At 71.9% G+C, this 13,744-nt stretch carries 14 protein-coding genes and 1 riboswitch; of the genes, 4 read left to right on the top strand and 10 right to left on the bottom strand.

The window, feature by feature from the left end:
* Positions 1 to 837: 837 nt before the first annotated feature.
* From AB0J72_RS09700 to AB0J72_RS09680, 5 genes are all read right to left on the bottom strand, one after another.
* Positions 838 to 1,215: a hypothetical protein gene (locus tag AB0J72_RS09700; protein WP_363396857.1), complete on the bottom strand. Its 378-nt coding sequence runs from the start codon at positions 1,213 to 1,215 to the stop codon at positions 838 to 840.
* Positions 1,215 to 2,900 (bottom strand): PHP domain-containing protein, encoded by a 1,686-nt coding sequence (locus AB0J72_RS09695; protein WP_344511941.1) that lies wholly within the window; start codon positions 2,898 to 2,900, stop codon positions 1,215 to 1,217. Before AB0J72_RS09695 ends, AB0J72_RS09700 begins: the two co-directional genes overlap by 1 nt.
* 111 nt (positions 2,901 to 3,011) lie before the next feature.
* Positions 3,012 to 3,749, bottom strand: coding sequence for an energy-coupling factor transporter transmembrane component T (locus tag AB0J72_RS09690; RefSeq protein WP_360566049.1), 738 nt, complete (start codon positions 3,747 to 3,749; stop codon positions 3,012 to 3,014).
* Positions 3,746 to 5,044, bottom strand: coding sequence for an ATP-binding cassette domain-containing protein (locus AB0J72_RS09685; protein ID WP_363396853.1), 1,299 nt, complete (start codon positions 5,042 to 5,044; stop codon positions 3,746 to 3,748). The genes AB0J72_RS09690 and AB0J72_RS09685 overlap by 4 nt, the downstream gene beginning before the upstream one ends.
* Before the next feature lie 16 nt (positions 5,045 to 5,060).
* Positions 5,061 to 5,627 (bottom strand): ECF transporter S component, encoded by a 567-nt coding sequence (locus AB0J72_RS09680; RefSeq protein WP_344511935.1) that lies wholly within the window; start codon positions 5,625 to 5,627, stop codon positions 5,061 to 5,063.
* A 73-nt stretch (positions 5,628 to 5,700) separates the two neighbouring features.
* Positions 5,701 to 5,807: riboswitch (TPP riboswitch) on the bottom strand.
* 152 nt (positions 5,808 to 5,959) lie between these two features.
* On the opposite strand from AB0J72_RS09680, the gene AB0J72_RS09675 reads away from it, so the two are divergent.
* Positions 5,960 to 7,876, top strand: coding sequence for an acyl-CoA dehydrogenase family protein (locus AB0J72_RS09675; protein ID WP_363396850.1), 1,917 nt, complete (start codon positions 5,960 to 5,962; stop codon positions 7,874 to 7,876).
* A 445-nt stretch (positions 7,877 to 8,321) separates the two neighbouring features.
* Here the strand turns inward: AB0J72_RS09675 and AB0J72_RS09670 are convergent, their stop codons facing one another.
* From AB0J72_RS09670 to AB0J72_RS09650, 5 genes are all read right to left on the bottom strand, one after another.
* On the bottom strand, positions 8,322 to 8,960 hold the full coding sequence (locus tag AB0J72_RS09670; protein ID WP_363396847.1) for a hypothetical protein: 639 nt from the start codon (positions 8,958 to 8,960) through the stop codon (positions 8,322 to 8,324).
* Between the two features lie 120 nt (positions 8,961 to 9,080).
* Positions 9,081 to 9,377 carry a metalloregulator ArsR/SmtB family transcription factor gene (locus tag AB0J72_RS09665; protein ID WP_344511929.1) on the bottom strand — a complete coding sequence of 99 codons (297 nt, stop codon included), beginning with the start codon at positions 9,375 to 9,377 and terminating at the stop codon, positions 9,081 to 9,083.
* A gap of 20 nt (positions 9,378 to 9,397) precedes the next feature.
* Positions 9,398 to 10,279, bottom strand: a complete 882-nt coding sequence (locus AB0J72_RS09660; protein ID WP_363396844.1) for a metal ABC transporter permease — start codon at positions 10,277 to 10,279, stop codon at positions 9,398 to 9,400.
* Entirely contained in the window at positions 10,276 to 11,031 is a 756-nt protein-coding gene (locus AB0J72_RS09655; RefSeq protein ID WP_363396841.1) for a metal ABC transporter ATP-binding protein, read from the bottom strand. Before AB0J72_RS09655 ends, AB0J72_RS09660 begins: the two co-directional genes overlap by 4 nt.
* Before the next feature lie 39 nt (positions 11,032 to 11,070).
* Positions 11,071 to 11,319 (bottom strand): DUF6703 family protein, encoded by a 249-nt coding sequence (locus AB0J72_RS09650; protein ID WP_363396838.1) that lies wholly within the window; start codon positions 11,317 to 11,319, stop codon positions 11,071 to 11,073.
* 47 nt (positions 11,320 to 11,366) lie between these two features.
* On the opposite strand from AB0J72_RS09650, the gene AB0J72_RS09645 reads away from it, so the two are divergent.
* The 3 genes from AB0J72_RS09645 to AB0J72_RS09635 all read left to right on the top strand — a co-directional run bounded on the left by AB0J72_RS09645 (position 11,367) and on the right by AB0J72_RS09635 (position 13,744).
* Positions 11,367 to 11,690: an antibiotic biosynthesis monooxygenase gene (locus AB0J72_RS09645; protein WP_344511921.1), complete on the top strand. Its 324-nt coding sequence runs from the start codon at positions 11,367 to 11,369 to the stop codon at positions 11,688 to 11,690.
* Positions 11,691 to 11,720: 30 nt separating this feature from the next.
* Complete coding sequence (locus AB0J72_RS09640; RefSeq protein ID WP_363396835.1) at positions 11,721 to 12,215, top strand: hypothetical protein; 495 nt, start codon at positions 11,721 to 11,723, stop codon at positions 12,213 to 12,215.
* A gap of 146 nt (positions 12,216 to 12,361) precedes the next feature.
* Positions 12,362 to 13,744, top strand: a complete 1,383-nt coding sequence (locus AB0J72_RS09635) for a glycine--tRNA ligase (RefSeq protein ID WP_363396832.1) — start codon at positions 12,362 to 12,364, stop codon at positions 13,742 to 13,744.

Here is a 13,744-nt window from a genome sequence, read left to right as displayed (position 1 = left end):
CCGGCCGTCACCGGGGCCCGTCTCGTCCCGCTGCCGTGAGTCGCTGGCATCGGCTCGCTGCCACGGATCGCTGCCACGGATCGCTGCCACGGATCGCTGCCACGGATCGCTGCCACGGATCGCTGCGGGGTCGCATCGCTCGCCCGCGCGCGTAGATCGCCCACCGCCGGCGACGCTGCCTGCAGCGGGCACGCGGCGTCCGACGGACATCTGCGGCGGGGACGCGGCGTCCGACGGACATCTGCGGCGGGCATGTGGTGTTCGGCGGACATGCGGCCTCCGGGCATGCGGCGCGTGTGGCCTTTGAGCATGTGTGGGCGGCGGGTGCGGCTTCTGGCGGGCACGGCCACTGGTGGGAGCGGCCTCTGGGCATGCGCCGCATGCGGCCTCAGACATGGCCTCTGGCGGGCGGCCTCTGGCGGGCGTCGCATGCGGGCTCAGGCATGTGGCCGAACTCTGCCACCGGCTGGCGCGGGCGGCGGTCCTGGCAGCCCGCTGGCCGACGAGGTTCAGCGGCCCCTGGCGGCTGGGCGCTGGCGGGCGGTGGTCCTGGAGGTCCTTGGCGGCAGGGGGGCTGGCCGGCGATGGTCCTGATTGGCCCGCCGGACGACGGTGGTCAATGATCCCCGCAGCCCCGCAGCCCCGCAGCCCCGCAGCCCCGCAGCCCCGCAGCCCCGCAGCCCCGCAGCCCCGCAGCCCCGCAGCCCCGCAGCCCCGCAGCCCGGCGGGTGGTCTGTGCCTGGCAGCAGCGGCGCCGGCTGGTGGTGCGCTGGCAGCAGCGGCGCTCGCCGGCGGTGGTCCCCGGTAGGTCCGGAGACGGCACCGCCGGCGGTGCGATCAGTGGTCCTGGCAGCAGGGGTGCTGGGAGGCGGACTCGAACGGGACGAGGACGCCGCCGCGGGCGAACTGGGTCACCAGGGTCAGCACGCCGTCGCGCCAGATGGGGCGGACGAAGTCGCCGGTGTCGATCAGCATCTCCGGGACGGCGGTCATGCCGCCGAGGATGACGACGCGGTCGATGGCGGAGTCCGCCAGCACCGTCGAGACCGGAAGGACGCCGGTGAGCTTCTCCCAGCCGGGGAAGAGGACGGCGCGGGCGCCCTCCGGCGGGGTGCCCGTGCCGACCTGGACCTTGCCGCCCTCGAAGTACGTGAACGCGGGGCGGCCGCCCACCACGATGTGGTGGTCGGCCGCCGTGACGTCGGGAAATCCCATTACCGGGGGTAGACCCAGATCGGGTTCGCGTAGAACCAGAGGTCCTTCCACGGGTCGGCGTCGCCGACGACGTCGATCGCGGGGCCGGCCGGGTCGACCGCCGGGCCGTGGTAGCCGGGGGCGGTGCGGTTGCCGTCGGTGCCGCGCAGCCGGACGTAGAAGGGCTGGTCGACGGGGCCGAGGTCGTACGTGAACGCGACCGTGCCCGTGGACTTGTTGACCTCGAAGGACTTCACGACCTTCGTGTCGGGGGCCTTGAACGTGTCCTTGTCGGAGACAGCACCCGTGACGGCGCCGCGGATCACGTCCACGCGGGCGAGGGTCGGCACGAAGTTCGCCCAGTTCGGCGTGTTCGCCAGCTTGATGCGGATGGTGAGCTCGGCGCGCTGGCCGCGGCGGACCACCAGCGAGTCGCCCAGGGTGACGCCGGAGCCGCCCGCGCGGACCTGGACGTCGAGGGCGCTGATCAGGCCGCCGTGGTCGACCCAGACGCGGCCGGCCCGCAGGGCCTCCATGACGGCGGCGTAGCCGAAGTTGCGCGCGCCGACGTGGGTACGGCTGTAGTAGCCGGGCCAGAAGTCACCGGGGGTGAGGCTGGCCGGCTGACCGTACACCGGGTCGAAGTGGTAGCCGTTGGCGTTGAAGTCGGTGTTGTCGGGGCGCTTCGCGGTCTCCTCGTAGACGACGTGGGAGTCCGAGTTCGCGGTGATCCACCACGCCTTGCCCTCGGCGAGGAGGCTGTCCCAGAGGCCGCCGACGGTGGAGGTCATCCAGTCGAAGCCGCCCCAGGTGCGGTAGCTCTCCAGCGGGTAGCCGGGGAACGAGGCGGCGCCGGGCGCGTTGCCGTAGAAGCCGCGGGCGGAGCCGCCGCCGGTCGGCTTGGCGATGCCGGCGGCCTGGTGGCCGGGGGCGCCCTCGAAGCCGATCGCGATGCGCGGGTTGGCGTCGCGCCAGCCGCGGATCTCGTGCGGCGAGTCGATGCCGTTACGGGCGGGGTGGTTGGCCAGGAACAGCGCGTCCTGCACCCGCCGCTTCGTGACCTGCTCGCCGAGGAACTTCACGCCGGCGATGGCGAGGGCCTCGGTGACCAGGGACGGGTCGACGGCGCCGACGACGGAGCCGTCGAACGTGTTCTCGAACTCCTTCAGGACCGCGACCTCGTTGGCACCGGGGTGCACGAAGACGGTGCCGTGCTCGGCGGCCGGGATGTTCCACTCCAGGCCCTGGAAGACGAGGACGTCCTTGTAGTCGTCGCGGGCCGCCCGGATGTCCGGGTTGACCTTGTCGACGCCGATCTTCACGTGGCCGGTGCTGCCGTGGTCGGTGATGACCATCCAGTCCAGCCCGTACGCGGAGGCGTGCCGCACGTGGTCGGAGACCCGGTACATGCCGTCGCTGGAGAACTGGGTGTGGATGTGGTGGTCGCCGGCGAGCCACTTGTAGCCGTTGCCCAGCGGGCGGCCGTGCCCGTGCCGGTCGTAGCCGTCGAAGCCGGCGTGGTCGTCGTCGTCGCCGTGGGCGTGCGCGGTCCCGGCGCCGGCGAGGGCACCGCCGGCCGCGGCCGCGGCACCGAGCAGGCCGGCGCGGCGCAGGAAGCCGCGGCGGGAGACGTCGCCGGGGGAGAGTTCGCTGTCGGGGATCGAGGCGTCGAGCACCGCGGGGACGTCGCCGGCAGCCTGCGGCATGTCCTCGTGGTGATGGTGGTGGCCGTGGCCCATGTTGGGGGCTCCGTTCAGTGTCGATGGTCCTCACCGGGGAATCTCGACCGCCTGAACGAACATCAGGTAGCGACGTGGCTATGTATGCACGAACTTCAGCAAGATCAATGCCGCCGCGAGGGTCGCGCCGGCGAGCACGACCGACCCGTCGGACCAGCCGAAACGGGTCTCACGGGCGCTGGTGCGGGGCTGCCCCCGGTCGAAACCGCGGGCCTCCATCGCGGTGGCGAGCCGGATACCGCGCCGGATCGCGCCGACGAGCAACCCGAACGTCGCCGACGCCGCGAGCCGCAGGTGCGCGACCGGGTTCCAACCGGCGTCGATGCCGCGGGCCCGCCGGGCGAGGCGGATCAGCCGGTACTCGTCGGTGAGCAGCGGCACGAGCCGGAACGCGGCGAGCGCGCCGATCGCGAACCGGGGCGGCACCTTCACGTGCGCGATGAGCGAGTCGGCGAGGTCGGTGGGGTCGATCGTCGCGAACATCACGAACCCGGGCAGTCCGATCGCGATGAGCCGCAGCGCGTAGCCGAGCGCCGGCTCGTGTACCTCGAAACCGGCGACGGTGCCGACGACCGGTCCCGTACGGGCGCCGAGCAGCACCGTGAAGACGAGCACGACGGTCGCGGACAGCAGCAGCGGCCACCCGCGCCGCCACAGCTGCGCCGCGCTCAGTCCGGTGAGCGGCAGCAGCGCCAGCTCCACGCCGATCGCGACCGCGGTGACGAACGGGTCGACGGTCGACAGCACGGCGGCGGTGAGCAGCGCCGCCGCGAGCAGTTTCGCGGTCGCGTCGCGACGGCGCAGCCAGGCGGTCATGCGCGGTCCAGCCGCAGCCGGCGGTCGCCGAGCGCCCGTACGAGGTCACGGTCGTGGGTGACGATCACCAGGCCGCGGCCCTCGTCCCGCAGGTCCGCGAGGAGGTCGACCAGCTCCCGCCACGTCCGCGGGTCCTGCCCGAACGTCGGTTCGTCGAGGATCAGCAGGTCCGGGGCGGCAGCGAGGGCCGTGGCGACGCTGAGCCTGCGCTGTTCGCCGCCGCTCAGGGTGTACGGGTTGGCGAGGGCGAGCCTGTCGAGACGCAGCCGGCTCAGCAGGTCGTCGACGACCTTCGGGTCGCGGCCGCCGAGGAGCAGCTCGTCGCGGACGGTCGAGGTGACGAACTGGTGCTCCGGGTTCTGGAAGACCGAGCCGATCCGGCCGGCGAGCTTCGAGGCCCGCCAGCGGTGCGGCGGCCGCCGCTCGCCGGGGGCGTGCACCCGGCCGGGCTTCGCCGGCTTCGTCAACCCGCCCAGCAGCAGCGCCAGGGTCGACTTCCCGGCGCCGTTGGGGCCTTCGACGGCAAGGGCCTCGCCGGCGCGGACGACCTCGTCGACGACGTTGCCGGTGTGCCGCAGCGCCAGCCGCTCCGCGGTCAGCAGGACCGGGCCGGGACCGGAGCCGGGCCGGTGCGGCACGACGACCGGCTCCTGCTCCTCGCCCAGCGTGACCACCCGGTCGACCAGGGTCAACGCGTTCTCGAGGCGGTGTTCGACCAGGATCATGGTGGCGTCGACGTCGTGCAGAGCTTTCGCGAGCGCTGCCCGTACCAGCTGCGCACCCGCCGGATCGAGGTTGGCGGTCGGCTCGTCGAGCAGGAGCAGCCGCGGCTGCGACACGAGCACGCCGGCGATCGCGAGCCGCTGCTGCTCACCGCCGGACAGCTGGGCCGTGTCGCGTTCGCGGTCGTACGGGAAGCCGACGGAGGCGAGGGCGGCGTCGACCCGCGGCCAGATCTCGTCGCGGGCCACCCCCCGGTTCTCCAGGCCGAACGCGACGTCGTCGCCGCAGCGGCTCATGACGAGCTGGGTCTGCGGGTCCTGGAAGACGATGCCGGTGCCCGCCCTGCGCTGCCGGGCCGGCGCGCCGTCGACGAGCACCTCGCCCTCCTGCTCGCCGGAGTCCTCGGCGAGCAGGCCGGCGAGCGCGGCGAGCAGGGTGCTCTTGCCGGCGCCGGAGGCACCCGCCAGGAGGACCCGCTCGCCGTGCTCGATCCGCAGGTCGAAGTGGCGGACCGCCCAGGCCTTGCGCCCGGCGTGCCGCCACCCGAATCCCTTGAACTCGACGGTGCTCACTGTTGCTGAGATGTGCCTAGACGGCGGCCCGCTCGCGCCCCGAGGGGAAGCGGTCCAGGACGCCGGTGGTGGCGAGCGAGCGCTGCAGCGCCCACGAGCCGGCGCCGGCGATGACCGCGCCGCTGGCCATGACGATCGCCGCGTACAGGGCCTTGTCGGTGTTGCTGAACGCGCCGTAGTAGATGTTGAGGTCCAGCAGGGCCGCGCCGCCCCCGGCGAGGGCGCCGGCGACGAGCGCGTTGCCGAGCTTGAAGCTGCGGTAGCCGGTGAACGCGAAGCCGAACTCGCCGCCGACGCCCTGCACGAGGCCGGACAGCAGCACGCCGAGGCCCCAGGTCGAGCCGAACAGGGCCGAGACCAGCGCCGCGACGAACTCGGTGTAGAGCCCGGCGCCCGGCTTGCGGATGACCAGCGGGCCGAGCACGCCCGGGATCAGCCACACGCCGTAGATGAACGCGCGCCACGGCAGGGCGACGCTCTCCATGGCGTTCCACAGGTTGTTCCACGCGTAGAACACGGCGGCGAACGCCACCGCGATGACCGACGCGACGATGATGTCGACGGTCCGCCAACGGGTTTCCATTTCGGTGCCTCCTGGTCCGGGGGTGAGCCAGAAGGAGACGCGACGCCACGCCGCGGGTGCGGACGTGGCGCGTGGCCTGAGGTGACCGAGCTTCCTGCGCTGGCATTACCCAGATCAGGTTCGAGGGTCTGCGGCTTGCTCGCCGCACTCTCAGCGCTGTGCGCTCCCCTGTCGGATGTGAAGTTGTTTCCCGACGGTAACAGTGAACGTTTCCCGCTCGTAGGTCCGCGTCATGAAAATCACGGCGCTTGATCCTCGTTGGCGAGGCATGGCCTTCGCTACTGGCGGGTAATAGCCTGGTCGGTACTGGACTGACACCTGGGGGTGCCGCAATGACGCAGGTCGCTTCCTCGCCCACCGCTAGCAGCACGCACACGGAGAAACAGGCGCGCAAGGTCATCGAGGCCAGCCGCGAGCAGGAATGGCGCAAGCCGAGCTTCGGCAAGGAGCTGTTCCTCGGCCGCTTCCGCCTCGACCTGATCGACCCACCGCCGGCCGACAAGCAGGCCGTCGAAGGCCAGGAGTTCCTGGCGAAGCTCCACTCGTACATCAGCAGCGTCGACGGACAGCAGATCGAACGCGACGCGCGCATCCCCGACGAGGTGCTCCGCGACCTGGGCTCGCTCGGCGCCTTCGGGATGAAGATCGACACCAAGTACGGCGGGCTGGGGCTGTCGAACCTCGACTACTGCCGCGCCCTCGCGCTGGTCGGGTCGGTCAACCCGTCGATCGGCGCGCTGCTGTCGGCGCACCAGTCGATCGGCGTGCCGCAGCCGCTGAAGCTGGTCGGCACCGACGAACAGAAGTCCCGCTTCCTGCCCCGCCTCGCGGGCGGTGAGGTGTCGGCGTTCCTGCTGACCGAGCCAGAGGTCGGCTCCTACCCGGCGAACATGCGCACCTCCGCGGTGCCGACCGGGGACGGCGACTACCTGCTCAACGGGGTCAAGCTGTGGGCCACCAACGGCACCCTCGCCACCCTGTTCGTGGTGATGGCGCTGGTACCCCGTTCCGAGGGGCACCGGGGCGGCATCACGGCGTTCGTGGTCGAGGGCGACGCACCCGGGATCACGATCGAGCGGCACAACGCGTTCATGGGCCTGCGCGGCCTGGAGAACAGCGTGACACGCTTCCACGACGTGCGGGTGCCCGCCGCCAACGTCATCGGGGGTGAGGGGCAGGGCCTGCGGATCGCGCTCAGCACCCTGAACACCGGCCGGCTGTCGCTGCCCGCCATGTGCGTCGGCGCCGGCAAGTGGTGCCTCAACGTCGCCCGCGAGTGGGCCGCCGAACGGGTCCAGATGGGCCGCCCGATCGGCTCGTACGAGGCGATCGCGAAGAAGATCGCGTTCATCGCCGGCTCCACGTACGGCATGGAGGCGATGCTGGAGCTGTCCTGCCGCCTCGCGGACGACGACCAGAACGACATCCGCATCGAGGCCGCGCTGGTCAAGCTGTACGCGAGCGAGCTGGCCTGGAAGGTCGCCGACGAGCTGGTCCAGATCCGCGGCGGCCGCGGCTACGAGACCGCCGACTCCCTGGCCGCCCGCGGCGAACGCCCCATCCCCGCCGAGCAGATCCTCCGCGACGTGCGGATCAACCGCATCTTCGAGGGCTCGACGGAGATCATGCACCTGGCGATCGCCCGCGAGGCCGTCGACGCCCACCTCTCCGTCGCCGGCGACATCATCGACCCCGACGCCGGCCTGGGCGCGAAGGCCAAGGCCGCGGGCCGGGCCGGCGGCTTCTACGCCAGGTGGCTGCCGACCCTGGTCGCCGGCAAGGGCCAGCTGCCGTCCGGCTACAGCGAGTTCGGCCCGCTCGCCCAGCACCTGCGCTACGTCGAGCGCTCCTCCCGCCGCCTGGCCCGCGAGACCTTCTACGGCATGGCCCGCTGGCAGGGAAAACTCGAACACAAGCAGGGCTTCCTCGGCCGCGTCGTGGACATCGGCGCCGAGCTCTTCGCGATGTCCGCGGCGTGCGTGAAGGCCCGCAGCGAACGCGCGACCCGGCCCGAAGGGGTCGAGCTCGCCGACCTGTTCTGCCGCCAGGCCACCCTGCGCGCCGAGGCCCTCTTCCGCGAGCTGTGGGACAACGCCGACGCCATCGAGTCCACCGCCGCGAAGCGGGTCATCGCGGGCCGCTACCTGTCCCTGGAGGAGGGGATCATCCCGCCCGCGGCCGCAGGCCCGTGGCTCGCGGACTGGGAGCCGGGCGCGTCGACCGCGGAGGACGTCCGCCGCCGCTTCTGACCTCCTCGCGTAGGGGCCGTCCGCACACCCGGGCGGTCAGCCGGAGACCCGGCTGGCCGCCCGGGCCCGTGCCTGTGCCCGTCCATGCGAGACACGGGCGGCCAGTGTCTCGCGTGCGCGGGCGGGCGGCCAGTGTCTCGCGTGCGCGGGCGGGCTGCCTGCGATCAGGCCGCGCCGGGGCGGGCGGCCACCCACACCCGTGCATCGCGTGCGTGGCCGCCACCCACGCCCGCGTCTCGCGTGTGCGGCCGGGGCTGCTTACCGATCACGCCGCGCACGAGGCGGGCCGCCACACCCGTTGTCCCGCGCGCGGGCGGGCTGCTTGCGAGCAGGCCGTCGTCGCTCCACCTGGGCCGGGCTCAGGACGACCCGAGGCCGGCATCGAGCCGGGCGGCGCGTCGGCGTTCCGCTTCACCAACACGCTACTCCACCGCGCCTAATTGATCTACAAATGGGTAACAGGGCGCTCACTGAGCGATATAACCGCAGGCCGTAGGCCGAGGCTGCGGAGTTCCAGGCTGGCCAGGGCCTCGACCGCCTGCTTGTCGCCCCTGCGCCACAGGGCGGCGATCTCCGGGTCGATCTTCACCAGTTTGCCCAGCGGCTGGGTGGCCAGGGCGCGCAGGGCCAGCAGGTCGCGGCCGGCGGTGGCGTTGCGCAGTCGGGCCGCCGAGCCGGCCCGGCGGATCCAGCGGATCCGCAGCGGCAGCCACACCAGGACCAGCATCGTGACCGGCACCGCGATCAGCAGGACCGACAGGATCCAGGCCAGGTCGTTGACGATCTCCTGCTGCTGGTGGCCGGCGTCGGCGAGGGAGCGGGCGGCGTTCGCGGCGCTCGTGAAGGGGGCGGCGACCGAGTCGGGCACGCCGGGCACGCCGTTGATCTTGTCGCCGGCGCCCTTGAGGTTGTCGGCCAGCCCGGTTCCGGCGCTCTCGAGCTTCTGCCCGGGCACCGCCAGCTTCTGGATGAGGTCGAACAGCGTCATCCCCAGCCTGACCCAGACATAGACCCACACGACCACGAACACGTCGGTGAGGAACTGCCGCAGGGCGGTGGGGGCACGGTCGGCATAGAGCTTCACCGTTCCAGCCTGACGGACAGGCGCTGTGACCGCACTGTGTGGCGGTCAGGGGCCGATCGACGTGCGGCGGTCAGGAACCGGTCGACCTGCGGCGGTGAGGAACAGGTCGACGTGCGGCGGTCAGGAGCCGGTCGACTCCCGGGCGTGGGAGACGGCGTCGGCGACGATGTGGGCGATGTGGTCGTCGGTCAGCGCGTACGCGATCTCGCGCCCCCGGCGGGAGCCCCGCACCACGCCCGCGCCGCGCAGGACGCGCAGGTGCTGCGAGACGAGCGGCTGCGGCGCCCCGAGGGTGTCGACGAGCTCGTGGACGCAGCGGGGGCCGCCGGCGAGCTCGGTCACGATGCGGATGCGCAGCGGGGCGGCGAGGGCACGCAACAGCTCGCCGGCCGCTTCGTAACCCTCAATGCTCGACATGTGCGCAACGGTAACCGTTGTCAGTAACCACGGTCGAGCACCACCTCAGGCGTGGAGCGCTCCTCGGTGGCGTTTCCGGCTGTTGTACGACGGCGCGCCGCCCTCCATGCCGCGGCCCCGACCGTCACGACGAAGAAGCCGGCGATGGCGAGCAGGACGACGGTGGCGCCAGGGCCGGTGTCGGCCTCGGTGGAGATCCAGATGCCGCCGCCGGAGACGGTCAGGCCGAGCAGCACCGCGAGGAGCATCGTCGCCTTGAAGCCGCGGGTGATCTGCTGCGCGGTCGCCACCGGCACGACCATGAGGGCGCTGACCAGCAGGAGCCCGACGGCCCGCATGGCCACGGTGACGGTGACGGCGGTCGTGACGGCGAGGACCAGGTTGAGGGCGCGGACCGGCAGGCCGGACACCCGCGCGTACTCCTCGTCGTGGCAGACGGCGAAGAGCCACGGGCGGAGCAGGACGGCGACGGCGAGCACCGCGCAGCCCAGGACGAGCATCACCGACAGGTCCTGCCGGCTCGTCGTCAGCGGTGAGCCGAAGAGGTACGTGACGAGGCTGCGACTGCCCTGCTCGTCGGACAGGTTGACCAGGACGACGCCGCCGGAGATGCCGCCGTAGAACAGCATGGCGAGGGCGACGTCGCCGGAGGTCTTGCCGCGCTCGCGGACGAGCTCGATGACGACGGCGCCGAGGGCCGCCGCGACGACCGCCATCAGCACCGGCGACTGGTGCAGCAGCAGGCCGAACCCGACGCCGGTGAGCGCCACGTGGCCGAGGCCGTCGCCGATCAGCGACAGCCGCCGCTGGACGAGGTAGATGCCGATGGCGGGCGCCGACGCACCCGTGATCAGCGCGCCGACGAGGGCGCGGATCATGAAGTCGTACGTGAAGAGACTCATGCGCTGCCCAGGAGGCCGGGCGCCTCGACGGCGGCGTGGGGGTGGACGTGGTCGTGGCCGGGTTCGGCGTGGTGGCCGGCGGGCTCCGGAGGTGCCCCGTCGTGGATGATCTCGCCGTGGTGCACGACGACCGCGCGGGTGATCAGCGGCCGCAGCGGGCCGAGCTCGTGCGCCACGAAGACGACGGTGCCGCCCTGGTCGGCGAAGCGGTGCAGGCAGGCGGCGAACGCCTCCTGACTGCCGGCGTCCACGCCGGCCGTCGGCTCGTCGAGGACCAGCAGCTCGGGGGCGCCGGCGAGGGCGCGGGCGATGAGCACCCGCTGCTGCTGCCCGCCGGACAGCACCGACACGGGCTCGCGGGCGCGGTCGGCGAGCCCGACCGCGGTGAGCGCCTCCTCGACCGCGCGCCGGTCGGCGCGGGACGGGAAGCGCAGGAACCCCCGCCGTGCGAGCCGCCCCTCCGCGACGACCTCACCGACCGTGGCCGGGACGCCGCTGCCGGCGCCGACGCGCTGCGGGACGTAGCCGAGACGGTGCCAGGACCGGAACCGCTTCAGGGGAGTGCCGAAGAGGCGGACCTCGCCCTTCGCGAGCGGTACCAGACCCAGTGCCGTCTTCACGAGGGTGGACTTGCCGGAGCCGTTGGCACCGAGGATCGCCACGACCTCGCCGGCGGCGACGCTCAGCGTCACCCCGTCGAGCACTGGTCGGCCGTCGTAGGCGACGACGGCCCGGTCCACCTCAAGTACCACGCCGCCGAGCGTGCCTGATAATGGGAATCGTTGTCAACTTCAGGTGAGCTTCACGACGGCCACGGCCACCACGAGCCCGAGGACCACCAGCCGCATCACCCGTGCGCGGGACGGGTGCAGGTGCCACGTCCGGGCGAGCAGCCATCCGGCGCCGGCGGCCAGGGCGAGCAGCACCACGGCACCGAGCGCGCCCGGCAGGACCAGCCCCAGGAACGTGAGCGCACCGACGCCGAGGAACGCCGCGGTCGGGCCGATCCGGCCCAGCCGGGACAGAACACGCTGGGTCATCTCGGGCAGCTCCTCAGGGTCCGAATGCGCGTCCGTATGCTCGCGTCATGCTGGTGGTGACAAGGTTCGTGCTGGACGGCGACGACGAAGGCTTCGTCGAGCGGGCCCACGCCGCGCTCGGTGCGCTCGCGGCCTGCCCAGGGTATCTCCGCGGACGCCTGGCCCGCGCGTTCGACGACCCGGCGCACTGGAGCATCGTCACGGAGTGGCAGTCGGTCGGCGCGTACCGGCGGGCATTGTCCAACTTCGACGTGAAGATGCACGCGACGCCGCTGCTCGCGCAGTCGCTCGACGAGCCCTCGGCGTTCGAGGAGCTCGCCGAGGTCGCCCCCGGCGGCGCGCTCACGGTCACCGCGAGCGACCGCGCGTAGGCGATGGGGTAGTTGGCTACTGTTGGGGGCATGATGCCCTCGCCGACCGAGGTGCCGGCGCCGCCACCCGGCCCCGGTGTGGTGACGCCGTTCGCGGCGCCGCCCCGTGACCGGGACCTGCGCGGCCTGTGGATCGGCCTCGGCGTGGGCGGGCTCGTGCTCGTCCTGTGCTGCGTCGGCGGCGTCCTCGGCGGCGGGTTCCTGCTCTCCGGCCTGGAGGGCGTCGCCCGCTCGCAGCTGGTCAGCGTCGTCGACGACTACCTGGGCGCCGTGCAGGCGACCGAGTACGAGACCGCCCGCGGGCACCTGTGCCCCGAGCTGCAGCGCAGTCACAGCGTCGCCTGGTACGAGGACCACTACAAGGGCTCCGAGATCATCGCCTACGCCGTGCACGAGGACCGGGTCGACGTGAACCTCGTGCAGGTCCCGGCGACCGTCAAGCGCCGCGGGCTGCCCGAGACCCTGATGACCTTCACCATGGAGCAGCAGACGACCCGGTGGGTGATCTGCGGAGGGGTCGACTGATCCCGGCGCGTGGCCCTGCGGTTAATCTGGTGCGGCTCGCCCGGGCGTAACCGTACCGTCGACGTGGACGTTGACGGTTTACCCGTCTTGACCAACTTTCTGCATGCCTTGCCGACAGCCAGTCGCCGTGAGGCCGAGGAGGAACCATGGCCGCCGATCGCATCGATTCCGTCGTCAGCCTCGCGAAGCGCCGCGGCTTTGTCTTCCCGTCCAGCGAGATCTACGGGGGCACCCGGTCCGCCTGGGACTACGGCCCACTCGGTGTCGAGCTCAAGGACAACGTCCGCCGGCAGTGGTGGCGCACCATGGTCCAGCAGCGCGACGACATCGTCGGCCTGGACTCCGCCGTCATCCTGTCCCGCGACGTGTGGGTCGCCTCCGGCCACGTCGAAGCGTTCGTCGACCCGCTGACCGAGTGCGCGTCGTGCCACAAGCGCTTCCGCGCCGACCACCTCGAAGAGGCGTTCGTCGAGAAGCACGGCGAGGGCAAGCCGTTCGTCCTCAGCGAGATCAACTGCCCGAACTGCGGCAACAAGGGCACCTTCAGCGAGCCGCGCATGTTCAACGGCCTGATGAAGACCTACCTCGGCGCCGTCGAGAACGACGAGGGCCTGCACTACCTGCGCCCCGAGACCGCCCAGGGCATCTTCGTCAACTACAAGAACATCGAGGGCGCCGCGCGCAAGAAGCCGCCGTTCGGCATCGCGCAGGTCGGCAAGAGCTTCCGCAACGAGATCACCCCCGGCAACTTCATCTTCCGCACGCGCGAGTTCGAGCAGATGGAGATGGAGTACTTCGTCGAGCCGGGCAAGGACGAGGAGGCGCACGAGTACTGGCTCCAGGAGCGCTGGAACTGGTACATCGACCTCGGCCTCTCCGCCGACAATCTGCGCTTCTACGAGCACCCGAAGGAGAAGCTGTCGCACTACTCGAAGCGCACCGTCGACATCGAGTACCGCTTCCGCTTCGGTGGCCAGGAGTTCTCCGAGCTCGAAGGCATCGCCAACCGCACCGACTTCGACCTGACCACGCACTCCAAGCACTCCGGCGTCGACCTGTCCTACTTCGACCAGGAGAAGAAGGAGCGCTGGGTCCCCTACGTCATCGAGCCCGCCGCCGGCCTCACCCGGGCCGTCCTCGCGTTCCTGCTCGAGGCGTACGACGAGGACGAGGCGCCCAACACCAGCGGCACCGTCGACAAGCGCACGGTCATGCGCTTCGACCGGCGGCTCGCCCCGGTCAAGGCGGCCGTGCTGCCGCTGTCGCGCAACGCGGACCTGTCGCCGAAGGCGCGCGACCTCGCCGCCCAGCTGCGCAAGCGCTGGACCGTGGACTTCGACGACGCGCAGGGCATCGGTCGCCGGTACCGGCGGCAGGACGAGATCGGCACGCCGTTCTGCCTGACCGTGGACTTCGAGACGCTCAACGACAACGCCGTCACCGTCCGCGACCGCGACACGATGACGCAGGAGCGGGTGTCGTTGGACCAGGTCGAGACCTACCTGATCGAGCGCCTGCCCGGCTGCTAG

Source organism: Dactylosporangium sp. NPDC049742 (genome assembly GCF_040674675.1).
GTDB lineage: Bacteria > Actinomycetota > Actinomycetes > Mycobacteriales > Micromonosporaceae > Dactylosporangium > Dactylosporangium maewongense.
The sequence above is the reverse complement of the archived record's forward strand: the minus strand, read 5'-3'. Positions and strand labels throughout refer to the sequence as shown.

Excerpts from the sequence above, each read along its gene's own strand:
- AB0J72_RS09700 (WP_363396857.1), bottom strand. The coding sequence starts at position 1,215 with ATGGGATTTCCCGACGTCACGGCGGCCGACCACCACATCGTGGTGGGC.
- AB0J72_RS09695 (WP_344511941.1), bottom strand. The coding sequence starts at position 2,900 with ATGCCGCAGGCTGCCGGCGACGTCCCCGCGGTGCTCGACGCCTCGATC.
- AB0J72_RS09690 (WP_360566049.1), bottom strand. The coding sequence starts at position 3,749 with ATGACCGCCTGGCTGCGCCGTCGCGACGCGACCGCGAAACTGCTCGCG.
- AB0J72_RS09680 (WP_344511935.1), bottom strand. The coding sequence starts at position 5,627 with ATGGAAACCCGTTGGCGGACCGTCGACATCATCGTCGCGTCGGTCATC.
- AB0J72_RS09675 (WP_363396850.1), top strand. The coding sequence starts at position 5,960 with ATGACGCAGGTCGCTTCCTCGCCCACCGCTAGCAGCACGCACACGGAG.
- AB0J72_RS09665 (WP_344511929.1), bottom strand. The coding sequence starts at position 9,377 with ATGTCGAGCATTGAGGGTTACGAAGCGGCCGGCGAGCTGTTGCGTGCC.
- AB0J72_RS09660 (WP_363396844.1), bottom strand. The coding sequence starts at position 10,279 with ATGAGTCTCTTCACGTACGACTTCATGATCCGCGCCCTCGTCGGCGCG.
- AB0J72_RS09650 (WP_363396838.1), bottom strand. The coding sequence starts at position 11,319 with ATGACCCAGCGTGTTCTGTCCCGGCTGGGCCGGATCGGCCCGACCGCG.
- AB0J72_RS09645 (WP_344511921.1), top strand. The coding sequence starts at position 11,367 with ATGCTGGTGGTGACAAGGTTCGTGCTGGACGGCGACGACGAAGGCTTC.
- AB0J72_RS09640 (WP_363396835.1), top strand. The coding sequence starts at position 11,721 with ATGATGCCCTCGCCGACCGAGGTGCCGGCGCCGCCACCCGGCCCCGGT.
- AB0J72_RS09635 (WP_363396832.1), top strand. The coding sequence starts at position 12,362 with ATGGCCGCCGATCGCATCGATTCCGTCGTCAGCCTCGCGAAGCGCCGC.